Origin of the sequence: Arcobacter siniprincipis (SeqCode), assembly GCF_048571125.1 — a bacterium.
Classification (GTDB): Bacteria; Campylobacterota; Campylobacteria; order Campylobacterales; family Arcobacteraceae; genus Arcobacter; species Arcobacter siniprincipis.
On the sequence record NZ_CP182343.1, the window covers coordinates 508,833 to 533,474 of the forward strand.

Here is a 24,642-nt window from a genome sequence, read left to right on the forward strand (position 1 = left end):
TAATGCAATATTTGGTAGATTTTTAGTATCATTTTTCATGAAAAATTATTTGGCATTAAAAGCTAGTGCAGGAAGTGGAAAAACCTTTGCATTAACTGTACGATACATATCATTATTATTAAAAGGAGCTAGTCCCACTGAAGTTTTGGCTTTAACTTTTACTAATAAAGCTGCAAAAGAGATGAGTGAAAGAATCTTTAAGACTTTGAAGAGTTTGGGTGAAGATAAGATTTATCTTGAGCAGATTTCAAATGTATCAGAACTATCAGTTGAGCAAATACTCAATAAAAAAGATTATCTTATAAATTTATATTTAAATTCCGAACTCTCTATTTATACAATTGATAAATTTGTAAATAAAATCTTAAGAGAGTTTAGTGGATATATAGGCGTTGATGATGATTTCTCAATTAAGCAAGATAATATAGAAAATCTTGAATATAAATTCTTACAATCACTAAATTTAGAAAATTTTGATAAATTGATTAACTTCTCATATTATGAAGCTAAAAAGTTTAACTCTATATTTGATATTTTTTTAAATTTAAATGAAAAGAATGAAGATTTTAAAATAGTTCCAATAGAAGAAAATTTAATAAATTTACAAAAAAACTTAGCTTTAGAAATCGCATATAAATTAAAAAAACATATTCAAAACTGTCCAAGTGCTTCAAACGCGGCTTTAAAATCTGTTGATTTTGATAACTTTGAAGAGTTGTTGCTTAAAGGAAAAACTTGGCTTACAAAAGAGGTATCTACAGATTCACGGGATTTTAAAAAGTGTTCTAATGAAGAGTTTGAACAAAACTTTCAAGAATTAAAAATGCAAATAAGTAATTACTATAAATTAAGATCTTCTTATTCCCTTAGCTCTTTATATGAGTTATACAAATTGTTTAAGGATTTTAAAAAGAGTTATAATAAAAATAAAAACTATTTCACTTTTAATGATATTTCAAATTATGTATATGAACTACTCTCAAGTAAAATTGATAAGGACTTTTTATACTTTAGACTAGATAGTAAATATAACCATATTTTAATAGATGAGTTCCAAGACACTTCACTTTTACAATACAAAATTTTAGAACCACTTATAGAAGAAGCACTTTCAGGTAATAGTGAAAAGTTCAAGTCATTTTTTTATGTGGGTGATATTAAACAATCAATTTATAGATTTAGAGGTGGAAAAAGGGAACTTTTTGATTTCGTAAGTAAAAAACACAATCAAATAGAAACAGAGATTTTAAATACAAATTTTAGAAGTGCTAAAAATATAGTTGAGTTTGTAAATAGGGCCTTTATAAATTTAAATAATTATGAATACTATGAACAATTAAGTAATATTGAAAATGGCTATGTGGAAGTAATAAGCGATGATAAACTAAAAGAAGAGGAAAAATATCAAACAATAGCAAGTACAATTGCTAAACTTATTAGAAAAAATATTGATCCAAATTCAATTGCTATTTTAACATATACAAATGATGATGTTCTGGAACTTTATTCATACTTAAGTAAGATGTTTCCAACCCTTAAAATCTCTACAGAGATGACTTCAAAACTTATTAATCAAGAGAATGTAAAAGCTTGTATAAATGCTATAAAATATCTTTATTATAAAGAAAATATTTATAAAGAGAATTTAAATGCAATAATTGGAAATGCTCCAAATACAAAATTAGATTTTGATTTCGACTTAGAAGAAAATAGGGTATTTGAACTTGTTTTAAAAGTGGCAAAATATTTTAATATCTTAGATGACAATGTAATAAAATTTGTTGAAGAATCAAAAAACTTCACTGATATTGTTGATTTTGTTTATGAAGTTGATTTAATGGAAACCCCAATTGAAAATAAAGAACAAATTGGTTTACAAATTTTGACTATCTTTAAATCAAAAGGGTTGGAATTTGATACTGTAATTTTACTTGATAGAATTAAAAATAAAAATGCCGATAGAAGTTCATTATTGTTTGAATATAGTGGAGTTTATTTGGATAATGTATATTATAAAATCTCAAATCTAGAAAACTTTGATGAAAACTATAAACGTGCATTAAATAAAGAAAAAGCACTGCAAGCAGAAGATGAGATAAATATTTTATATGTGGCTCTAACAAGGGCAAAAAGTAATTTGTTTATTTTCAAAAAAGAGGAAAAATCTGTTTTTGATTTGCTTGGATTAGAGTCTTGTAAGATAGGTGAGTTAGTTATAAATCAATTTACAAAAGATTCTAATGAAGAAATAGAAAAAGTAGAGTATAAACCTTTGAGTTTAGGAAGACAAACAAATAAATCTGTAAAAAATTATGAAGAAGATTTTGAATTAAAAGCAAGATATTTTGGAATAACAACGCATTATTGTTTAGAGATGATGAATGACTTTACAATTGAACAATTAGAATACTCTTTAAATCTCACTAAAAGTAGATATTCTGTCTATTTAAAGGATAAAGAGTTTGATGATATAAAACAAAGGATATCTTTATTAATTCAAAATGAAGAGTTTAATAGCTTTTTAGATGATGCAAATTTTTTAAGGGAGCAATCTTTAATTTATAATGGTGAAATCAAAATAATAGATTTACTTATAGAGAAAGAAAATAAATATTATATTTTTGATTATAAGACAACAGTTCAAGAAAATAAAGAACACGAAAAACAAATATCATTTTATAAAAAAGCAATTAAAGAGATAATCAACAGTGATGAGGTGTATGCTTATTTAGTGTATTTAGGAAATGAAAAAGCTTATTTAAAATCTATTTAAATAAAGTATCTAATTGAGGCGAAACCAAAAACTTTGCAATCTTGTACTTGTTTTATTTGTGAATCATCAATAATACCACCAAGTGCTATTATTTTTATATTATAATTTTTTTGCATATCTTTTAATACTTTAACTCCCTTTGCTTGACCTTTATTTGGGGTATAAAAAATAGGAGAGTAAGTTATTGCATCTGCTCTTTCTTGTATTGCTTTTTTTATATCTTCTTCATTGTGGCAAGAGATTATTGTGTATAGATTTTTTTCTTTTGCAATTTTTATTTTATCAAATTGTTGTGAAGTGAGGTGAATGCCACAATTTAGATTTATTGCTAATTCTAAATTTCCATTTAGAATAATTTGTTTTACATTAAATCTTTTGCAAGTGTTTATAAATATATTTGCAAGCTCTTCATAATTTGATGATTCCTTATCTCTAAAACATGCCATATCAACTCTTTTATTGGTTAATACATCTTCTAGTTTTTCTTCAAATATATTTTTATCATTTGTATAATATTGGGGGTCAGTAATAAGATAATAGTTAAAAATTTGATTCATCTTTAGCCTAATTATTGGATATAAAAAAAGGGAAGACTTTTTGTCTTCCCCTTTTTTAGGAGTCATTTATTAATGATTCTCAGACCATAGTGCTTTCAGATCATTAAAAGTGACCTTAGTCACTTATTAATGGTCTTCATGCTCCATCATGATAGAACCTGCGATATATACGTAAGTTAAAATCATGAAAATAAACGCTTGTAAAAATGCAAACGCTGTTAATAGGAAAAATCCTGGAAGTGGTAATAACCAAGGCACTAACATTAAAAGTACCATTAAGAACATATCATCCCCTCTAATTGAACCAAAAAGTCTGAATGATAATGAAATAATTCTTGACAAATGAGAAATAATTTCAATAGGGAACATTAAAGGTGCTAGTATTGGCATAGGTCCCATAAAGTGTGCAAAGTAACCTACAAAACCATTTTTCTTAATACCTAAGTAGTTGTAATAAACAAATACTATTAATGCTAACGATAAAGTAAAGTTGATATTACTAGTAGTAGATTCAAAACCTGGAATTACACCCATTAAGTTTCCAACAACAACAACTAGACCTAATGAGCCAATTAATGGTAAATATTTTCTAGCATTCTCTTCACCCATAGTATCTGCACCCATAGATACAACACCACCAATATATGCTTCCATTACATTTTGTGCACCAGTTGGGACAAGTTGCATCTTTCTTGTTGCCGCTCTAGCAACTAAAAATATAATCGCAATTACTAAAACATAATGCGACAGGATAATCCATTCTTGACTATGACCACCGATAGCGCCTAAGAATGTAAATAATCTTCCTTCCATTTTCTTCCTTCTATGTGATTTCTTCTATTTTATTATGGTGCCTATTATATACTGAAATTTCTAAATTTTTTATAAATAGTATAAAAAATAATCAGATTTGTTTAAATCTGTAACCATTTTGTTTCAAATTTTCTCTTATTACTTTTTGATGTTCTTCACCTTTTGTTTCTAATGAAACAGTAAGATAAGCTTCCCCAAACTCCAGTTTTATAGAGCTTCTATCGTAATCTATTTGAACAATGTTTGCATCACTTGATTGAAAAATTGATGTTAGATGCATCAAAGAACCTGGTTTATCAATAAGTGTTACCATAAGATTCATTTTTCTATAAGATTTTACTAAACCTTTTTCAATAATCTGAGATAACATAGTTACATCAATATTACCCCCACTAATAATTGCACAAACTTTTAAATTTTCTACTTCTATTTTCTCATGCATAAGTGCTGCAACTGAAACAGCACCTGCTCCTTCAACTACAAGTTTATGTTTTTCAAGTAAAAATAAAATTGCATTTGCAATTTCATGCTCTTCTACATCTATTATTTCATCAACATATTCTAAAGCATAGTCAAGTAGCTTTGGTGTTACAACTTTTACGGCAATTCCATCTGCTATAGTTTTTACAGATGTTGAATCAATAGGTAGTCTTGCTTCAAAAGAGTCTTTCATCCCCCTAGCACCACTTGCAACAACTCCTACAATTTTAATATTAGGATTTATTGATTTTGCAGCAACAGCAGCACCTGCAATCAATCCTCCTCCACCAATTGGGATTACTAAAACATCTAAATCTTCAATTTGTTCTACTATTTCTATTCCAATAGTTCCTTGTCCTGCAATTACTTTATCATTAGCAAAAGCATGAATAAATGTTTTACTCTTCTCTTCGCAAAATTTAATTGCAGCTGCATATGCTTCATCATAGTTTTGTCCAGTTAGAACAACATTTGCTCCATATTGTTTAACACCACTTACTTTTGTAAGGGGTGTAGCTTCAGGCATAAATATAGTTGCATCACATCCAAAATAGTTTCCTGCATAAGCAATACCTTGTGCATGATTTCCAGCACTTGCTGCTACTATTCCTATATTTCTAGTCTCTTCATCTAGTGATGCAACTTTATTAAAAGCACCTCTTATTTTGAAACTTCCTGTTAATTGTAGATTCTCTTTTTTTAAGAAAACATTACTATTAAGTTTCTCACTTAAAAATGGCGCATATGTAAGGGGCGTTTTTAATATGATTCCTTCTAGTTTTGTTTTTGCTTCTTGTATATCTTTTAATGTAATCATTTTATATCTTTTCATATTTTTTGTTTGAAATGTTATCTAAAAATAGTTTTTACTATTATTATTTGAGTAAAAACTATTTTTAAATAAGGGGTAAATTACCCCTTATTTATTCTCCTTATTTATAATTTCTACTGCTTTTACCATATTTTTTAGGCTAGGAATTACTTCTTCCCATTTTCTAGTTTTTAAACCACAATCTGGATTAATCCAAAGTTGTTCTTTGGGTAAAACTTCCAAAAGTGCTTTGATTTGTTTAACAATTTCTTCCACACTTGGAATTCTTGGGCTATGGATATCATAAACACCAGGTCCAACTTCTTGTTTATAACCATGTTTTTTAAATATTTTTAAAAGTTCATTTCCACTTCTAGCTGTCTCTATTGAAATAACATCTGCATCCATGTTTTCTATTGTTTCAATAATATCATTGAACTCACTATAACACATGTGAGTATGAATTTGAGTCTCTTTTTTTGCACTACTTACACAAATTCTGAAATCTCTAACTGACCAATCTTCATAAATTTTAATTTTCTCTTTTCTTAGTGGATATCCTTCTTTAAATGCAGCTTCATCTACTTGAATTATTTTGATACCTGCATTTTGTAAGTCATTTACTTCATCACTTAGTGCAATTGCTATTTGTTTTGATACTTCATCTCTTGGTTTATCATCTCTTACAAATGACCAGTTAAGTATAGTAACAGGACCTGTTAGCATTCCTTTCATGATTTTTTTAGTTTTACTTTGAGCATAAGTAATCCAATCAACTGTCATAGCTTTTGGTCTAGATATATCTCCATATATAAAAGGAGGTTTTACACATCTACTTCCATAACTTTGTACCCAGCCATTTAAAGTAAAGCCATAACCTTTTAGTTGTTCACCAAAATATTCAACCATGTCATTTCGCTCAGGTTCTCCATGAACTAAAACATCTAAATTACACTCCTCTTGAAAAGCTACACATTCATCAATATAATCTTTCATAGATTTTGTATAATCTTCTTTTGTGATTTTATTTGTTTTAAAATCACTTCTTGATTTTCTTATTTCACTTGTTTGTGGAAAAGAACCAATAGTTGTTGTAACAAGAGCATCATACTTTAAAGCCTCTTTTTGTATCTTAATTCTCTCTTCATACTTTCCTTCTCTATTAAATGTTTTAAAGTTTTCAACTCTAGTTTGTACTTCTTTATCATGTATTAAAGGAGAAGTTTTTCTACTTTTGTTTGAATCTTTATTTTTATTTAACTCTTCAAGTTCTTTATTGTCTAAATTCCCAATTCCTTTATAAAAAACTTTTGAAAGAAGTACAACTTCATCAAGTTTCTCGCAAGCGAAACTCAACCAATTTTTAATTTCTTCATCAAGTTTATTTTCATATTTTAGTGTAAAAGGAGTATGTAGAAGTGAACAAGATGATGAGATTATGATTTTATCTTTATCAATTACTTCTGATATCTTAGTTAATAAATCAAAAGATCTTTTAATATCGTTTTTCCAAATATTCCTTCCATCAACTACTCCTGCAATTAAGTTTTTCCCTGAATTTGCAATGATTTCTAATGAGTCTATATTTTCACTTCCATATAAAAAGTCAAGTCCTAATCCCCATATTGGAGTATTAACTAAAATCTTTGTTGCTTCATTTGAGTGTTCAAAATATGTAGTAACTATTAGTTTTATATTGTTTGTTGTAAGGCATAGTGCATCATATGTTGGTTTTATAAGACTTAAAATTTTTGCCTCATTGTCTTTTACAAAGATTGGTTCATCTATTTGAATAGTCACAACTTCATCAAGTTTTGATAACTCATAAAATAGCTCTATATAAATTGGTAATATTTTGTGTAACAACTCAAAAGTATCACCCCTATCAACTCTTTTTGATAAAGCTAAAAATGTAATAGGACCAATAAGGTTTATTTTTGTTTTTATTCCTAGTTTTTTTGCTTCTTTGTATTCATTAATTATTTTTGAAGCATTTAGTTTATACTCATCTGCTAAACTAAGTTCTGGAACTATATAGTGATAATTTGTATTAAACCATTTTGTCATCTCCATAGCAACTGAAGATTTATTTCCCCTAGCCATTGCAAAATATAGTTCTTCACCTCTTAAGTCTTTAAATCTTTTTGGAATAGCATTTAACATAATTGCTGTGTCTAAAACATTGTCATAAAGACTAAAGTCATTTGAACTTATATATGAAATACCAGCTTCTTTTTGATAATTCCAATGTCTTTTTTTAAGTTCACTTGCAACTTTTTGCACTTCATTAAATGAGCAGTTTTTTGCCCAATAACTCTCTAATACTTTTTTTAACTCTCTTTGTTCTCCAATTCTTGGAAAACCTACGATATATGTGCTTTCTAGCATTTTATTATCCTTAATATATTTTATGTTTATGATTTTTTGTTTGTTGATTAAAGAGTAATAAGTGGGGGATGAACGCCAGTACGTCTAAAGGCAAAATGCGTTGAATAGTATGGACATCTTGGAATAAATTTAAAGTTTGAGATTGCTAGTTTTGTTTTTAATCTAAAGACACAATCACAATAACAAGGTTTTGAATATGCAGCATAAGTTGCAGTGTTTAAAATGAGTTCTTCTAAAGGAGGGGATTCTTCTTCATCTTCATCGCAAAGACTTGAGTAGATAAAAGCAGTTTTTTTAGAGCGTACTTCATTGTCATTAAGTTTTTTTGCAGTCGAATATGCAGTGATTGCTGATAATGAAAAGTAGTTTTTTCTAAAACCTTTTAAATGTCTCAATTGTTTTTCCCTTTTTAAAAATAGAATATATGTTATTAAAGCTTAATTACAAATAAAAATTATTATGCTAGACTTTCAAAAAAGAAAAGGGGTAACATACTTTTTTAAGTATGAAAATAATAATTTGAAATTTACATTTGTAACACTGTTTCCAAATCTTATTGAGCCTTATTTTTATGATTCAATATTAAAAAGAGCAGTAGAAGATAACTTTATATCATATGAATTTTATAATCCAAGGGATTATACAGAAAATAAACATAAAAAGACAGATAAACAAATGGTTGGCGGAGGAGCAGGGATGTTAATGACCCCCCAACCACTATTTGATTGTTTAGATGAAATAAAAATCAAAAATCCTGATGCTTACATTATTTTTCCATTAGCTGCTGCAAAACCTTTTAATCAAAAAGATGCAAAAAGATTAGCAAAGAAAAAAAACATAGTTATTGTAAGTGGAAGATATGAAGGAATTGATGAAAGAGTTATAGAAAAGTATGCAAATGAAGTATTTAGTATAGGTGAATATATACTAACTGGTGGAGAATTACCTTCATTAGTTATGGCAGATGCAATTTCTAGAAATGTTGAAGGTGTACTTGGAAATGCTGACTCATTAGTAATGGAAAGTTATGAAAATAATCTTTTAGAGGCTCCATCTTTTACAAAACCTGAAAATTTCCAAAAATTAAGTATAGTTAAAGAATTTTTAAAGGGAAATCATAGTAAAATTGCCGACTTGAAAAATAATCTGGCTATTTGCAAAACAAAATATTATAGACCAGGTTTAATCACGAATAAAAAAATAAAATAGAAGTGTGATACCCCGCAACTTGCAAATGCGGGCACTTTCACCAAAGGGAAATACAATGAAAAATAGATACATTGCGAGCTTTGAAGCAGCGCAAATTGCAGAAAAAGAGATTCCTCAATTTAGAGCGGGTGATACTGTTAGACTTGGTATTGAAATTAAAGAGGGTGAGAAAAAAAGAGTTCAGTCTTTCGAAGGTATTGTTATTGCAAGAAGTGCTGAAGGTGTAAGCGCTACTCTTACAGTAAGAAAAATTGGAGCTAACTCAGTTGGTGTTGAAAGAATTTTCCCATTATATTCAGAGTCAATTAAAACTTTTGAAGTAATAAGAAGAGGTAGAGTAAGAAGAGCTAAACTTCATTACTTAAGAGGATTAACTGGTAAAAAAGCTAGAATTAAAGAGCTTAAAAAGTAATCTTTTATTAGTCGAAGTTTTTACTTCGACTTTTTCTTCTTATGCTTGACTTTAAAGTCTTAATTCATACAGCACTTCAACCAGAAGCACAATATTTAATCAACTACTATAAACTCAAACAAGACATTTCTGTTCAAAATTTCAAACTATTTTTTAATGATAATATTATTTTAATAGTTTCAGGTATGGGTAAAAAAAATACTATAGATTCTTTAAAATATGTATTTGAAAACTATAATATTAAAAAAGCTATAAATGTTGGAATTGTAGGGTGTTGTGATGAAAGTGTAAAAATAGGGACACTATTTTGTACAAATAGAATACTACTAAATATAAATTTTGCACCAATTACTACAGTTGAGGAACCTCTTAATAGTGATGAAAACTTAGAAACACTCTTAGTAGATATGGAAAGTTCACATTTTAAAGAAATTTGTTTAAAATATATAAAAGATGTATATATTTTTAAGGTGGTTTCTGATTATTTAGATGTAACAATTCCTAAAAAATCATTTGTTATTGAGCTTATTCAAAAAAGCTTTAAATCGTGGGAAAAATATATATGAGTATAGAAAAATTTAATGAGCACATTACAAAAACTAATTATGAAAATCTAAAAGAGAAAAATAAAGAGTTTATCAAAGAGATATATTTAAAATATCTTTTTTCATATCAAGAGTTAAAACAACTAATCGATTTTGCAATTGATTTTAATATGTGGAATGAAAAAGAGCTTTATGAAGTTTTTGAAGAAAAGTATCCTTCAAGAAAAAATGCCTTTAATCATATAAGAAAGATTTGGGAAGAGTTAAAGTCATCTTCAAACTCATATAAAAGTTTTGATGAAAAAGCTTACGAAAAACCTAGAAGATTCTCTTTTAATGAGATAAAAAAAGAGAGTGTTGGTCTTGGTTCTTGTCCTGTTGCAAGTGAAAGTACTAGATGTTGTAATTTACTAACTTTAGATGCGGTTCAGTCTTGTGGTTTTGATTGCTCTTATTGTTCTATTCAATCCTTTTACAATCAAGATAAAATAGGCTTTGATGTAAATTTCAAAGATAATTTAAAAAAACTAAAACTTGATCCAAATTATACTTATCATATAGGAACAGGACAGAGTTCTGATTCTCTTATGTGGGGAAATAAAGATGGTCTTTTAGATGCACTATTTGATTTTGCAAGAAAAAACCAAAATGTTATTTTAGAGTTTAAAACAAAATCAAACAACATAAAATACTTTTTGGAAAATGATGTTCCAGCAAATATTATTTGTACTTGGTCCTTAAATACACCTACAATCATAAAAAATGAAGAACATCTAACAGCAACATTAGAGCAAAGAGTTGATGCTGCAAAAGCTTTAGCAAGTAAAGGTGTAATTGTAGGCTTTCACTTTCATCCAATTGTTCATTATGAAAACTATTTAGATGAGTATAAAGAGGTTTTTGATAAATTAATAGCTGAATTTAATCCAGATGATGTAGCTTTAGTATCCTTTGGAACACTTACCTTTATAAAACCAGTTATAAATAAAATAAAAAGTAGAGATTTTAAATCAAAAATCTTACAAATGCCCTTTGAAGAGATAAATAAAAAACAATCATATCCCTATGAAATAAAAAAAGAGATGTTTAAATTTGCCTATGACTCTTTTAAAGCATGGCACAATAAGGTATACTTCTATTTATGCATGGAAGACCACAAACTTTGGAAAGATTGTTTTGGTTATGAATATTTTTCTAACAATCAAATGGAAGATATGATGAAAATGTCGTATTTAAGCAAAATAAATAAAAGAAGATAAATGAATATACTTGAAATAGATAAATTAAGCTTTTCGTATGATAAACAAGTTATTCTTGAGGATATAAGTTTAACAATAAAAGAGAATGATTTTTTAGCAATTATTGGACCTAATGGTGGAGGAAAATCTACCTTATTAAAAGCAATTTTGGGAATAAACAAAGTTAAAAAAGGGAAAATTAAATTCCTAGGTTCTAAGGTTGAAAAAAATATTTCTACAATAGGGTATGTTCCTCAAAATACAAATGTAAATGTAAATTTTCCAATAAAAGTAATTGAAGTAGTAATGATGGGCCATGTTGGACATAAGCGACCATTACTTGGCTATAAAAAAGAAGAGATTGCTTGTGCTATGGGTGCTTTAGAACAAGTTGGTATGCAAGATTTTGCCAATGTAAAAATTGGAACACTTTCAGGAGGGCAAAGGCAAAGGGTAATGATAGCCCGTGCACTTTGTGCTCATCCTAAAATTTTACTTTTAGATGAACCAACAGCTAGTATTGATGTTGATGGACAAAAACAGATTTATGATTTATTAAAACTTTTAAATAAATCAATTACAATTGTTGTAGTTAGCCATGACATTTCGGTTATTTTGGGGTATGCTTCAAAAGTAGCTCATATAAATAAAAAATTGACTTTTCATGATATCTCAAATAGAAAAAGTGATATTCCAAATGCTGATAATCATTTTTGTGAAGTTGAAATGCTTCAATTACTTGGAACTAATGTTGGTACTAAAAAGAGTTGCAGATGTTAGAAGCATTAAATTATTCATTTATTCAAAATGCAATTATTGCAGGATTGTTAGTTAGTATTGCTGCTGGAATTATTGGCTCATTGATTGTTGTAAATAGAATGGTATTTTTAGCAGGTGGGATGGCACACACTTCTTATGGTGGAATTGGTATTGCTATTTATTTTGGACTTCCTATTTTTTTAGGAGCTACTGTATTTTCAATTGGGGCTGCACTTTTAATGTCATATTTGACTCTTTATCAAAGGGAAAGAATAGATACATTTATTGGTCTTATTTGGGCTTGTGGTATGGCTATTGGAATTATTTTAGTTGATTTAACACCTGGTTATAATGTGGATTTGATGAGTTATTTGTTTGGATCAATCTTAGCAGTGGGAAGTGATGATTTAGTTTTTATGTCAATATTAGTAGTTTTTATAATTGCAATAGTAAGTCTTTTTTATAGGGATATTTTAGCTGTTTCATATGATAGTGAATATGCCTCTTTAAGAGGAATAAATGTAAAAGTATTTTATACCTTGATTTTAGTTTTATCAGCACTAACAGTTGTAATTGCTATAAAAGTTGTGGGATTGATTTTGGTAATTGCTCTTTTGACGATTCCAATATATATTGCTGAAAAACTATCGAATTCATTATATGGTATGATGGCAATATCAGCTCTTTTATCTTCACTTTTTACGCTAGTTGGACTCTATTTATCTTATACATATAATTTAACTTCAGGGGCAACTATAATAATTGTAAGCGCAATGTCACTATTTATGTTTATAATATATAAAAAAATTAGAGTTGGTGTTTAATGTTACATGAAATAGTTGACTTCATCGTTCAAACAGTTGGAAGTTTAGGTTATATAGGAATATTTATTATGATGTTTTTAGAAAGCTCTTTTTTCCCTTTTCCTAGTGAAGTAGTTATGGTACCAGCTGGATATTTAGCCTTTCAAGGTGAGATGAATATGGGTATTGCAATTATTTGTGGAATATTGGGAAGTTTATCAGGTGCTTTATTTAACTATTACTTAGCTGTAAAATTTGGAAGAAAGTTTTTAATTAAATATGGAAAATATTTTTTTATAAATGAAGAGACTATAAACAAAATGGAAAAGTTTTTTAAAGATCATGGGCATATTTCAACTTTTTCAGGGAGATTGATTCCAGCTGTTAGACAATATATCTCGTTTCCAGCAGGTTTAGCGAAAATGAATATCTTTTTATTTTCCTTATATACTAGCTTAGGAGCTGCTGTTTGGGTTATAATCTTGGTTTTAGTTGGGTACTTTATAGGAGATAATCAACTTTTAATCAAAGAATATTTAAGATATATTGTTATTGCTCTTTTAATAATTCTAAGCATAGTTGCATATTTATATTATAAAAATTATAAAAGAAAAAATGTAAGCTTATGAAAGTAATAGTTACAGGATACAGTTCAGGAATTGGAAAAGCGATTTCTGATATTTTAAGTAGTAACGGTTTTGAAGTAATAAAATTATATAGTAGGTTAAATGATTTTGATTCTTTAGAAAAAGAGATAAAATCTTTACTTAAAGAAAACGATATCAATATTTTGGTAAATTGTGCAGGTATTGGTATTTTTAAACCTCATGAAGAGATATCATTAGCTAAAATAAAAGAGTTGATTGATGTTAATTTAACAGCACCAATTATTTTATCAAATTTACTCCTTAGAAGTTTGAAAAAAACAAAGGGACATATTATAAATATAGCTTCAATAGAAGCTACAAGACATTCTAAGTTTTCAGCACTTTATACTGCAACAAAATCAGGACTTAGGGATTTTGGTTTAGCACTATTTGAAGAGCTTAGACGAAGTGATGTAAAAGTTACAACAATAAATCCAGACCTTACAAAAACAAATTTTTTCGATGATTTTAATTTTGAACCAGGAGATAGTAAGAATTCATATCTAATAGCAGAAGATATTGCAAAAAGCGTATTAGAAATTATTAATTATAATGGTGTTATTACTGATATAACAATTAGGCCTCAAAAACTAGAGATAAAAAAGAAGATTTAATATGAGTGAAAAGAATATAGAACAAATTGAACAGTTAGTTCAAATACTTAATAGTGAAATATTAGAGTTTAAAACAGATAATAATAATAGTGTTCACCCTTATGATATCTCTGAACAACTTTTAAAACTTAGAGATATTGATGAAGATGAATACTCTAAAATGCTTAAAAAAATCCCAAGTGTTCTTCTTGCTGAAGTTTTATCTGAGATGCCAGATATTGTCCAAGAAGAGATTAGTGATCATATCAGTACTAAAAAAATTGTTGCAATTACATCAAGTATGGATACCGATGATGCAGCTGACTTTATCCAAAATATTTCTGAAGAAAATGAAGAATTAGCACAAGAGATTTTAGAAAGTTTTGATGATGAAGATAAAGAGTTACTTGAACAACTTATCTCTTATAATGATGATGAAGCCGGTGCTTATATGCAAACAGAGCTTTTTAGTGCAAGAGAAGATGAAAAAATCGGTGATGCAATAAAAAGGTTAAAAGAGTTAAAAGAGATTGGAGAAGTTGATAATATTTGGCATTGTCATATTACAGATAAGCGTGGCGTTTATTTAGGAAGTGTTGGATTAGAAGAGCTTATTATTTTTGAACATGATATGAAGTTTTCTGATGTTCCAAGCGATAAACTAAGAAATTATAATGTATCCCATAAAGCTGACCTAAAAGAAGTGGTAGATATGGTTACAAACTATAACTTATCTAGTTTACCTGTTGTGGATAATAAAAATAGACTTATTGGTAGAATTACATCAGATGACGTTTATGACATTATCCAAGATAGTGCAACTGAGCAAATCTATAACATGGCAGGGGTTAATGATGAAGCTGAGCAAGAAGAGAGCATGTATCAAATTGGAAAGAGTAGAGCAATTTGGTTAGGTGTAAACTTGCTTACTGCTATTGCTGCTTCTATTGTAATTGGTATGTTTGATGCAACTATTCAATCTCTTGTTGCCTTGGCAGTACTTATGCCTATAGTAGCTTCTATGGGTGGAAATGCGGGAACACAAACATTAACCGTAACTGTAAGACAGATGGCTTTAGGTGATATTGAAAATGAAGATGCAAAAAAAACTATAATAAAAGAAGTAATAATATCTTTGGTAAATGGTTTGCTTTTTGCAGGAGTAATAGGAGTAATAGCATATTTATGGTTTAAATTGCCACTCTTAGGTCTTGTTATTGCAATGTCTATGGTTATCAATCTAATTAGTGCAGGTTTTTTTGGTGCAGTTATACCTTTAACTTTACAAAAATTAAAAATAGACCCAGCAATTGGAAGTACAGTATTACTTACAACTGTTACTGATGTTGTTGGCTTTTTTAGTTTCTTAGGACTTGCAACTTTAATACTTCTATAATTAGATTATTGGTCTTTTGTACCTCATGAAATATAGTGATGGGAGTGCAAGACCAAAACTAATCGCTCCAATAATAGAGACTGATTTTAATCCATTGTCAATGAATATGGCGATTAATTCAATACTTACTCCATGGGAATTCATGTCAACTAAACTTATCATTGCTGTAAAAGCATAAGTTCCTGGAATCATAGGAATAATAGAAGCAACAGTATAAATAGGTCTTGGAACTAAGTTCTTTTTAGACCAATAAAGTGCAATTATACCAATAATAACAGAAGCTAAAAATGTTGATAATTCTATTGTCAAATGTAAAGTTATAAAAAATTCTCTACAAGTATAAACAATAGCTCCACCCATAGCACAATATTTTAGTGCTGACTTTGGTACATTAAAAAGCATTGCAAATCCAACAGCTGGAATAGCTGCAAAAATAGCATGCAAAAGAATATTTTCTAAAGTATCAATCATCTCACCATCCTTTTATATTAAAAACTGACATGGCAATAATTATTCCAATAGAAGTTGCAAGTGTCAAAAGTGAAGCCTGCATCCAACGCCCCCAAGCCATTGATAAATACCCTTTAGTTGCATCAAGCATTGAGTTTATAAAGGGAAATCCGGGAACTAAAAGTAAAACAGAAGCTGATAAAACAATATTTGAAGTGGAACTAATATTAAAATATGATGCTAAGTGTGCAATTGCTGTTGCAAAAAAAGCAGTAATTCCAAAAGTTAAAATCAATACAAATTTCTTTTTTGCTAATTCTTGTCTTATTATCATAGCAATAGAAGAAGCGAAAAAAGTTACAAAAAAGCCATTAAAATCTATACCTCTTAAGTATCCAAAAGAAGCACAAGACAAGCCCACCATAAAAACCACAAGCCATCTATTGTAATAGTTTGGTTTTATATTTTTTAAAGTAGTAGTTATATAATCAGCAGTCAAATTAGGATTTTTCTCAGCATCTATTGTCATTTTTTGTACATCATAAACAATTGACATATTAATTGGTTTGTGATGTGAACGCCTTGTTGTAGTTACTGATTGGGAGTCTTTTAAAGTAGTTAAAACAATAGCAGAAGGTATTAAAGATATCTCTACAGAATCAACACCTAAAGCACGACCAAGTCTTTGTGCAGTTTGTTCTATTAGAATACTTTCAGCTCCAAATTCTAACATTAATACAGCTGATTTTATAACAGCTCTTGTAATTTCAGTTTGTTCTTCATAATTCATTAGTTTTTTCCATAAAAGTATTTTATCACTTTTATTAAAAAACTAATGAATATAATTGTATAAAAAATAATATATTTTAAATTAAAGACTTTTAATAGTAATATTTTCTTCTTTTCATAATATCTTTAGGACGGATATTGAAGTACCGAATAAATGCATTTGTAAAGCTCTGTTGATATTTATACCCTACAAAGTTCGAAATTTCAGAAATAGAAAATTCACTTTTTTCAATAAGTTCTTTTGCATGAATCATTTTTTGCTCAAGTATCATATTTCCAGGAGTAGTATTAAATAGTTTTTTAAATCCATATTTGAGTTTAAACTCATTAATAGCTACTTTTTTAGATAAGTTAAGTACAGTTAAAAAGTCTTTATTTTGTAAAATTATTTCCCTTGCTTTATATAAAGCTTCTATATCTTCTTTTGTTATTTTGACTTTCTTATCTTTTGTACTTTGTTTATGAAAAGTTAATTCATTAAATTCATTGTAAATAATTTCTAAGATTTTACTTTGCATATAAACATCATGTAATCCACCATGAAAAGGTGAAGTAAATAATTCTTTAGCTAAATGAATATTATTTGAATTTTTGCATTTTAAAGTTGTACTTGATTCTTTTTGAATATTTTTGGAGTTTAAATCAAGAATTTCCGAGAAGTTTTTTTCAATAAAGTTTTTTTCAATAAATAAACCAATTCCATTAGAAGAATGATTAAATATAGTTGTGATATCAAATTCATTTATATATGAAATTTTTGTTTCATTTTTTTTTAATATTATACTTTTATTTAAAATATTATCATTATAGGTTACTGTGCCATCTAATAATATTCCCACATAAATACCATTCATTTTTTGATTTGATTGAATTTTAATATTATTACTAGTTAAAACTTTTGATTTAAAAAATAAAATATCATCATTAATAATTTTTTTTTGTGAACTTATTGAACCAATATTGTCAGGAAAAGTTAATGTATAGTTATTTTCTGATGAAAATCTACTAAGTAACTTACCTATATCATCTTGCGTAAAATTATAAGACATTTAATCCCTTATTAATAAAAAATAAACCGAAATCAGTAAATTTTTACTTGAATTTGATAATTAATATCATTATAATCTGAATTGATTTAAAAAATGTTTAATAGAAGGAAAAAATGATGAAAAGGTTTAAAATAAAAAAGCTTTTTTTAATATTTTGTGTATCTAATACTATCTTAGTAGGTTCAGAAGTAGCAACAAATTTGGGAGATGTTTTAGTTAGTGCAAATAAAATTGAAGAAAATATACAAGATGTCCCTCAGAGTATTACTGTAATAAGTGAAGAGGAGATAGAAGAAAAAGGAATTAAAAACATTGCAGATGTGATAACTGAAATCCCCAATATGTATATTTCTCCAAGTCATGGTGGGGCATTAAATTTTAGAGGGTTAAATACTTCTATGTTTACAAATAATAATTCTGTTGTAATTTATATAGATGGAATACCTACTACAGATAGAAATTCATTTGATGTTTCATTGGAGAATGTGGAAAGTATAGAAGTTTTAAGAGGACCACAAGGGACACTTTATGGTAAAGATGCAATTGGTGGTGTAATTAATATTATAACAAAGAAGCCTAGTAATTTTTTATCTGGAAGTATCGGTATGGAATATGGGAGTAATAATTATTTACTAAATACTTTTAATTTAAATATTCCTTTTATAGATAATAAACTTTTTTTTAATATTAATGGAACAATCAATTCAGATGATGGTTGGGTAACTAATACTTATAATGGAGATGACAAAGCAGCCAAAGAAAAAGAAAAAAGGTTTAGTACTTCTCTTTTATATAATTTAAATGATGAACTTTCTACAAAATTAGTTTTAAAAAAGGAAAAATATGAAAATTATTGGGGGAATGATGAAGGTATTTTAAGTGCTGTAATTCTAAGTGAGTTTAATAGAAATTCAGCAAAGAATACAAGTTTTGACATGCCATCAGTCGAAAAAGGAAATATTAACTCACAGAGTTTAAATGTCAAATATGAGAGAGAAGAGTATTTAGTTGATGCTATTGCTACTCATAAAAAAGTAGACTTTGATAGTTTATTTGATGCAGATTTTACAAGTGGAACTATTTATGATGGATCATATATGCAACGTGATTCTATTACAGATACGTATACAGGAGAAATACGAATATCTAATAACAATAATAGTAAAGGTATCAAATGGATAGGGGGAATTTATACAGATACAGAAGAGAAAAAATATAATCCATATAGTCTGAATTATCATATAAATAATATACCATATATGAGTGGAAATGCTGTCTCTACATCTAATAGTGATACTCAAGCTTTATTTGCTCAAACAATTATTCCAATAAATAATAAAATGGATCTTACGATTGGGGGAAGATATCAAAGAATTAAAAAATCAATAGATATGACTGTTTCTAGTTATACTATGGGAAGTGGCTCATCAAGTTTTGATTTTGATGCAGAGAAAACATGGAATACTTTTATTCCTAAACTTGCTTTATCTTATAAATTAAATGACAATTTTACTACATATGCCTCTTTTTCAAAAGGATATATGACTGGAGGATTTAATAATTATGCTTCTTCTACAAATGTAGAACAAAATAGCTTTGAACCTCAAGAATCAGTAAATTATGAGATTGGAATCAAAGGATATTTAGATAATTTTATCTTTACAGCTTCAATATTTAAAATGGACATAAAAAATATACATGTATATAGACAAGTACTTGGAAATTATTATACTGATAATGCAGATAAAGGGTCTTCGCAAGGAATAGAGTTTGATTTTACTTATTACCCTTATGAGAGTATAGAGTTAAGTGGTGCTTTTGGTTTTATAAGCACTAAGTATGATTCTTTTAATGCAGGAGATTATGATTTTAGTGGTGAAAAAATAGAAAATACTCCATCTCATACTGCAAATTTAAGTATTGCTTATTATCACCCAAAAGGGTTTTATGCAAGAGGAGATATAAGAAATAAAGGTTCTATGTACTTTTATGATGATAGACAAAAGAATTTTCTAAAAAATGATGGATATACAACAGTAGATGTTAAATTGGGTTATAAATTCTCAGATTTTGACATTTATGGATATGTTAAAAATTTGACAGATAAAGAGTATATTACATATTATAACTCAAATTCAATAGTATCTCTTGCCTCTTATGGTGATAGAAGAATGTTTGGTGTTGGGGTAAAATATAAATTCTAATAACTTATTTTATAGGTTTTTTTTAATTTTCCATAAAAGTAAGTTTACTTTTATGGAAAATGATAGTAATTTATTAGATTAAAAATTACCACTCAAACTGAAATGTTGTATGTACGATTTTAAATTTCTTTTTTAAATCATGATTTATGTTATGTAAGATATCTTCATAATTATCAATATATTTTGAATCAATTTTGACATGTGCCGTCATATTGTACATATCTTGGGTAATTTCCCAAATATGCACATCATGTAATTCTATAACTTTATTATTTTTTTCTATAAAAGCTTTTACTTTTTCTATTTCCACTGGAGAAGTTTCCATTAAGATATTTGTAGAACTTTTTAATATACCTATTGCCCATTTCCCAATAACTAAAGCAACTAATATTGCTAAGATAATATCAATAAAATACCAATGAGTAAAATATATTACTATATATCCAATAATAATTGCTACAGAAGATAGAGCATCACTTAGCATATGGATAAAAGATGATTTTAAATTAATATTATTTTTATCTCCTTGCATTAAAATTACACCAGTAATAATATTCACAACAAGTCCAATAGTCGCAACAATCATAGCAATTTTTATATCAATAACTTCAGGATTTAAAAATCGTTCAATGGCTTCATAAATAATCCACAAAATAGATAAAACTATTGTTATACCATTTATAAATGCAGCTAAAACTTCAGCTCTATAATATCCAAAAGTTTTTTCAAGTGGGGCTTGTTTACTTGCAATTATAATTGCTAAAAGTGAAATTATAAGTGCAAAGGAGTGCGTAAACATATGTATAGCATCAGAAACAAGAGCTAATGAATTTGATAAAAAGCCATAAAAAAATTCTGCAAACATTGTAATAAGTGTAATACCTAATGCCCACTTTAATACCTTTTTATCTGTTCCTCTATGGTCATGTGAGTGATCATGTGAATGTTCTTTTTCATGACTATGTGAGCAATTATGCCCATGATGATGTTCGTGTTTATGATCATGATGGTTTTTATCATCAAGAAAAGGCTTATGATCATTTAACCCAAATTTACAAGTTCCCATATTTATTTCCTTTATTTTCCATATACTTTGATTATTTCTAATAGATTATCAATTTGTGCTTCAGCTTCTGAGCTTGTGCCTTTTTTTATATTTTCTATTAAGTGACCTTTTGCATAATGTTCTATATAAGAACTTATCATACCGCTTACAGCACCTTTTATAGCAGTCAATTGTCTAATGGTTTCATAAGGGTCATTATCTAAATTGAACTTTTCGTCATTAAATTTATTTTTTAAAGAATGAACTTGCCCATGAATTCTGCTAATCCTATTTTGTAACTTTTTTCTCTCCACATCACAACAATATGCCATTTTTATTCCTTAGTATAGTATACCCCTCTATAGTATATAATTTTAACTTAAATTCAATTGATAATCAATATTAAATTATTATAAAAGATAATTATCGTTCTTTTGAAAATTAATAATAATAGTTTCTTGTTTTAATTACATCTATAGGACGAAGGCCAAAAAAATGAATAAATGCATTACTGAAACTTTGTTGATATTTGTATCCAACAAAGTTTGCAATTTCTGCAATAGAGTATTCGCTTGTTTCTAAAAGTTGTTTTGCATGTAACATTTTCTGTTCAAGTATCATATTCCCAGGACTAGTACTAAAAAGTTTTTTAAATCCATATTTTAGTTTAAATTCATTAATAGCTACTTTCTTTGCTAAAGTACTTAAATCCGGGAATTCATGGGTCAAAAGTATAATATCTCGAGCTTTATATAAAGCTTCTATATCTTCATTTGAGAGTTTTATTTTTTCTTTTGTATTACATTTAGGACAAGATAATATTTCATTAAATTCATTATAAATTATTTCTAAACATTTACTTTGTAAATAAATATTGTGTAATCCTCCATGAAAAGGAGAATTATATAATTCTTTAGCAAGGTGGAGATTTTTTGAAATATCTTTTCTATAAATAGATAATGATGGAAGTTTATTTGAATTTTTTTCTTTTATATCGTTTATGTGACTAAAGTGATTTAAAAAGTTTTTCTCTAAAAAATCATTTCTTAGAATTATTCCTATTCCTTTTGATGAAGAATTTTGATCTATTATAGTAGTGGAATCATATTCATTTATATATTTTATATAAAGATTATTTTTCTTAAAAGTTTCAACTTGATTGTTCATATTATCTTTATAGTGTATTTTACCATCTAATATGATACTAATTACTAAACCCTTTACTTCAGAGATAGCTTGTAAAGCAAGAGTTTTATTTGCAAGTGCATGTGTTTTAAAAAGAAAAATATCTTCAGTAACAATTTCTTTTTTGCATGACATAAAACCCAGATTATCTGGGAAATTGATTTTGTAATCTTCTTTTAAAGTTGATGAACACATAAATTCACTCATATTGTTTAATGTAAAATTATAAGACATTTTATCCCTTAATATTAAAAAAAAATACTGATTTCTTAAAAACATACTTGAAGTTGAGAATTATTATCATTATAATCCAGAATTATTTAATATATCATTAATCTAGGGAGAGAAAATGAAAAAAGTAAATTTAGTGAAATATATTACTTGTTCCTTAATTGTGAGTTCTACTTTATATGCTAATCAAAACGTTACACTTGATGAGGTAATGGTAAGTGCAAATAAAGTTGAAGAAAGTATATCTGATGTACCTCAAAGTATTACGGTGATTACAAATGAAGAATTAGAAGAAAAAGGAATAAAAAAAGTTTTTGATGTTGTAAAAGAAGTACCTAATATGAATATAAGAGGAAATACAGGGATGGGGACTAATTTGTCATTTAGAGGATTGAATAGTTCTATGTTTACAAATAATAATCCTGTTGTCATTTATGTAGATGGTGTTCCTTATTATGATAGATATGATTTTGATCCCTCATTGGTTAATGTAGAACAAATAGAAATATTAAGAGGACCTCAAGGTACACTTTATGGGAAAGATGCCATAGGTGCAGTTATAAATATTATTACTAAAACACCTGAAAATGAATGGAGAGGAGCAATAGGTGCTGAATATGGCAATTATAACTATATGAGAACAACTCTAAATGCTAGTGGAGCTTTAATCAAAGATAAATTATTTGCTGGAATAAATGGATCATTTAAAAGTGATGATGGTTGGATTACTAATCATCATGAAGGCATGAATAAAAATGCTAATAAAAAGCAAGATAGAAAAACAAGTGGGTTTTTTTTATATAAAGCAAGTGATGAATTTTTGACTAAATTAACATTAACTGATAATTACAAGAAAAATTACTTTATTGATGGGTTTGGCTCAGATCCGAGTTTAGATATAAATAGCTTAAAACGTAAAACAGCGAAGAATGTAAATTTTGATGTGCCGACATTTGAAAAAACAAAAGTAAAATCTCAAGCAATAAATTTATCATATGAAGTGGAAAAATTTAAGATTGATTCAACAACTACACATAAAAAGTTTGATTTAGATGGACAGTATGATACTGATAACCAAGCAAATAATACTAATGATGGCTTAACACAATTCAATTATACAAACACAGATACTTGGACACAAGAAATTAAACTTACAAGTAAAAATCAAGATATAAAGTGGATTAGTGGTGTTTATTTTGATAAAGAAAAAAGAGAACAAGGTCCTTATGGAGCAGAACAACTTTATATGGGGGCTATTTATGTAGGAGATGCATATTCTACAAGTAATAGTAAAACTCAAGCAATTTTTGGGCAAACAATGATTCCTTTGGGAGAAAAATTTGAATTAACCTTAGGTGCTAGGTATCAAAAAATAAAAAAAGAGATAGATGCTATTGCTAAATCAAGTTGGGGAGGTGTATCAAATTCTGATATAAATTATAATGATGAAAAGACTTGGAATAGTTTTTTACCTAAAGTTGCTATTTCATATAAAGTTAATGATAATTTAAAAACTTTTGCTTCTATTACAAAAGGTTATATGCCAGGTGGCTTTAACTACTACCCCTCAAATTCAAGTAGTGAAGACAATACTTTTGAGCCACAAGAATCAATTAATTATGAAATTGGTATGAAATACTTGGGCGAAAATTATTCTATTAATGCTTCAATTTTTAGAATGAATATTGAAGATATTCATGTTTATAAACAATTAAGTGGAAGCACTATTTTTCAAACATCAAATGCAAAGAAAGCTCACTCTCAAGGAATAGAAGTTGATGGAAGGTATTATTTAACTAATAATATAGAATTATCAGGAGCAGTAGGTTTTATACAAGCTAAATATGATGACTATGATAATGGAACTAAAAAATTTGATGGGAATAAAATAGAATATACTCCAAATTATACGGCTAGTTTAGGGATCGCTTATATACAAGAAAAAGGTTTATATGGGAGATTAGATATTTATTCAAGAGGAGAAACAACTTTTATTGATGGGGCAAATAGTGACAGAATGATTGAATCAAACGGAGGAATTACATCAAATATAAAAGTTGGTTATAAAGTTGGTGATTGGGATATATATAGTTATATTACTAATATTACTAATGAAGATTATGTTAATTCATATATGTCAAAAAGTGGTGGATCTTGGGTTGGGTTTAATGAACCTAGACGTTTTGGTGTAGGTGCAATTTATAAATTTTAATACCAACTTAACAAAAAATAATCCCTTTAACCTAAAATAGATATTGATATAAG

23 protein-coding genes are annotated in these 24,642 nt (G+C 27.6%); 12 read left to right on the forward strand and 11 right to left on the reverse strand.

The features are described 5' to 3' along the window. The first annotated feature begins 37 nt into the window (after window positions 1–37). The gene (locus ACNI3D_RS02655) at window positions 38–2,773 is read left to right on the forward strand and encodes a RecB-like helicase (protein WP_419768147.1); all 2,736 of its coding nucleotides are present in this window, start codon (window positions 38–40) and stop codon (window positions 2,771–2,773) included. Here ACNI3D_RS02655 and ACNI3D_RS02660 read toward each other — a convergent pair. The 5 genes from ACNI3D_RS02660 to ACNI3D_RS02680 all read right to left on the reverse strand — a co-directional run bounded on the left by ACNI3D_RS02660 (window position 2,770) and on the right by ACNI3D_RS02680 (window position 8,217). Then, the gene (locus ACNI3D_RS02660) at window positions 2,770–3,330 is read right to left on the reverse strand and encodes a thiamine phosphate synthase (protein ID WP_129100483.1); all 561 of its coding nucleotides are present in this window, start codon (window positions 3,328–3,330) and stop codon (window positions 2,770–2,772) included. The two genes, ACNI3D_RS02655 and ACNI3D_RS02660, sit on opposite strands and share 4 nt — an antisense overlap. Before the next feature lie 126 nt (window positions 3,331–3,456). Beyond that, window positions 3,457–4,143: a F0F1 ATP synthase subunit A gene (locus ACNI3D_RS02665; RefSeq protein WP_129100484.1), complete on the reverse strand. Its 687-nt coding sequence runs from the start codon at window positions 4,141–4,143 to the stop codon at window positions 3,457–3,459. Window positions 4,144–4,234: 91 nt separating this feature from the next. Next, window positions 4,235–5,440 (reverse strand): threonine ammonia-lyase, encoded by a 1,206-nt coding sequence (gene ilvA / locus ACNI3D_RS02670; RefSeq protein WP_129100485.1) that lies wholly within the window; start codon window positions 5,438–5,440, stop codon window positions 4,235–4,237. A gap of 102 nt (window positions 5,441–5,542) precedes the next feature. After that, window positions 5,543–7,822 carry a 5-methyltetrahydropteroyltriglutamate--homocysteine S-methyltransferase gene (metE, locus tag ACNI3D_RS02675; protein WP_419768148.1) on the reverse strand — a complete coding sequence of 760 codons (2,280 nt, stop codon included), beginning with the start codon at window positions 7,820–7,822 and terminating at the stop codon, window positions 5,543–5,545. A 47-nt stretch (window positions 7,823–7,869) separates the two neighbouring features. Beyond that, window positions 7,870–8,217 (reverse strand): hypothetical protein, encoded by a 348-nt coding sequence (locus tag ACNI3D_RS02680; protein ID WP_129100487.1) that lies wholly within the window; start codon window positions 8,215–8,217, stop codon window positions 7,870–7,872. Between the two features lie 124 nt (window positions 8,218–8,341). On the opposite strand from ACNI3D_RS02680, the gene trmD reads away from it, so the two are divergent. From trmD to mgtE, 9 genes are read left to right on the forward strand one after another with little or no spacing between them, the layout of a single operon-like run. Further along, window positions 8,342–9,031, forward strand: a complete 690-nt coding sequence (gene trmD / locus ACNI3D_RS02685; protein ID WP_129100488.1) for a tRNA (guanosine(37)-N1)-methyltransferase TrmD — start codon at window positions 8,342–8,344, stop codon at window positions 9,029–9,031. A gap of 55 nt (window positions 9,032–9,086) precedes the next feature. Further along, complete coding sequence (rplS, locus tag ACNI3D_RS02690; protein WP_013134329.1) at window positions 9,087–9,443, forward strand: 50S ribosomal protein L19; 357 nt, start codon at window positions 9,087–9,089, stop codon at window positions 9,441–9,443. 41 nt (window positions 9,444–9,484) lie between these two features. After that, complete coding sequence (locus ACNI3D_RS02695; RefSeq protein ID WP_129100489.1) at window positions 9,485–10,009, forward strand: nucleoside phosphorylase-I family protein; 525 nt, start codon at window positions 9,485–9,487, stop codon at window positions 10,007–10,009. Further along, complete coding sequence (locus tag ACNI3D_RS02700) at window positions 10,006–11,247, forward strand: SPL family radical SAM protein (RefSeq protein WP_129100490.1); 1,242 nt, start codon at window positions 10,006–10,008, stop codon at window positions 11,245–11,247. The genes ACNI3D_RS02695 and ACNI3D_RS02700 overlap by 4 nt, the downstream gene beginning before the upstream one ends. Beyond that, the gene (locus ACNI3D_RS02705) at window positions 11,248–12,006 is read left to right on the forward strand and encodes a metal ABC transporter ATP-binding protein (RefSeq protein WP_129100491.1); all 759 of its coding nucleotides are present in this window, start codon (window positions 11,248–11,250) and stop codon (window positions 12,004–12,006) included. Continuing rightward, window positions 12,000–12,809, forward strand: coding sequence for a metal ABC transporter permease (locus tag ACNI3D_RS02710; RefSeq protein ID WP_419768149.1), 810 nt, complete (start codon window positions 12,000–12,002; stop codon window positions 12,807–12,809). Before ACNI3D_RS02705 ends, ACNI3D_RS02710 begins: the two co-directional genes overlap by 7 nt. After that, window positions 12,809–13,417, forward strand: a complete 609-nt coding sequence (locus ACNI3D_RS02715; RefSeq protein WP_419768150.1) for a DedA family protein — start codon at window positions 12,809–12,811, stop codon at window positions 13,415–13,417. The genes ACNI3D_RS02710 and ACNI3D_RS02715 overlap by 1 nt, the downstream gene beginning before the upstream one ends. Next, window positions 13,414–14,049 carry an SDR family NAD(P)-dependent oxidoreductase gene (locus ACNI3D_RS02720; protein ID WP_419768151.1) on the forward strand — a complete coding sequence of 212 codons (636 nt, stop codon included), beginning with the start codon at window positions 13,414–13,416 and terminating at the stop codon, window positions 14,047–14,049. The genes ACNI3D_RS02715 and ACNI3D_RS02720 overlap by 4 nt, the downstream gene beginning before the upstream one ends. Before the next feature lies 1 nt (window position 14,050). Further along, on the forward strand, window positions 14,051–15,424 hold the full coding sequence (gene mgtE, locus ACNI3D_RS02725; protein ID WP_419768152.1) for a magnesium transporter: 1,374 nt from the start codon (window positions 14,051–14,053) through the stop codon (window positions 15,422–15,424). Here the strand turns inward: mgtE and ACNI3D_RS02730 are convergent, their stop codons facing one another. From ACNI3D_RS02730 to ACNI3D_RS02740, 3 genes are all read right to left on the reverse strand, one after another. Further along, entirely contained in the window at window positions 15,425–15,895 is a 471-nt protein-coding gene (locus ACNI3D_RS02730; protein WP_419768153.1) for a threonine/serine exporter family protein, read from the reverse strand. Window position 15,896: 1 nt separating this feature from the next. Then, entirely contained in the window at window positions 15,897–16,664 is a 768-nt protein-coding gene (locus tag ACNI3D_RS02735; protein ID WP_129100497.1) for a threonine/serine exporter family protein, read from the reverse strand. 91 nt (window positions 16,665–16,755) lie between these two features. Next, window positions 16,756–17,712: a helix-turn-helix domain-containing protein gene (locus ACNI3D_RS02740; protein ID WP_419768154.1), complete on the reverse strand. Its 957-nt coding sequence runs from the start codon at window positions 17,710–17,712 to the stop codon at window positions 16,756–16,758. 116 nt (window positions 17,713–17,828) lie between these two features. Here ACNI3D_RS02740 and ACNI3D_RS02745 point away from each other — a divergent pair, with 116 nt between their 5' ends. Further along, window positions 17,829–19,916 carry a TonB-dependent receptor gene (locus tag ACNI3D_RS02745; RefSeq protein ID WP_419768155.1) on the forward strand — a complete coding sequence of 696 codons (2,088 nt, stop codon included), beginning with the start codon at window positions 17,829–17,831 and terminating at the stop codon, window positions 19,914–19,916. An 85-nt stretch (window positions 19,917–20,001) separates the two neighbouring features. On the opposite strand, the gene ACNI3D_RS02750 is transcribed toward ACNI3D_RS02745, so the two are convergent. From ACNI3D_RS02750 to ACNI3D_RS02760, 3 genes are all read right to left on the reverse strand, one after another. Beyond that, a complete protein-coding gene (locus ACNI3D_RS02750) occupies window positions 20,002–20,982 on the reverse strand; it encodes a cation diffusion facilitator family transporter (RefSeq protein ID WP_419768156.1) in 981 nt (326 codons plus the stop codon). Between the two features lie 11 nt (window positions 20,983–20,993). After that, the gene (locus tag ACNI3D_RS02755; protein ID WP_013134343.1) at window positions 20,994–21,293 is read right to left on the reverse strand and encodes a metal/formaldehyde-sensitive transcriptional repressor; all 300 of its coding nucleotides are present in this window, start codon (window positions 21,291–21,293) and stop codon (window positions 20,994–20,996) included. Between the two features lie 109 nt (window positions 21,294–21,402). Beyond that, on the reverse strand, window positions 21,403–22,380 hold the full coding sequence (locus ACNI3D_RS02760; protein WP_013134344.1) for a helix-turn-helix domain-containing protein: 978 nt from the start codon (window positions 22,378–22,380) through the stop codon (window positions 21,403–21,405). 115 nt (window positions 22,381–22,495) lie between these two features. Here ACNI3D_RS02760 and ACNI3D_RS02765 point away from each other — a divergent pair, with 115 nt between their 5' ends. Beyond that, entirely contained in the window at window positions 22,496–24,589 is a 2,094-nt protein-coding gene (locus ACNI3D_RS02765) for a TonB-dependent receptor (RefSeq protein ID WP_419768157.1), read from the forward strand. Window positions 24,590–24,642: the final 53 nt, after the last annotated feature.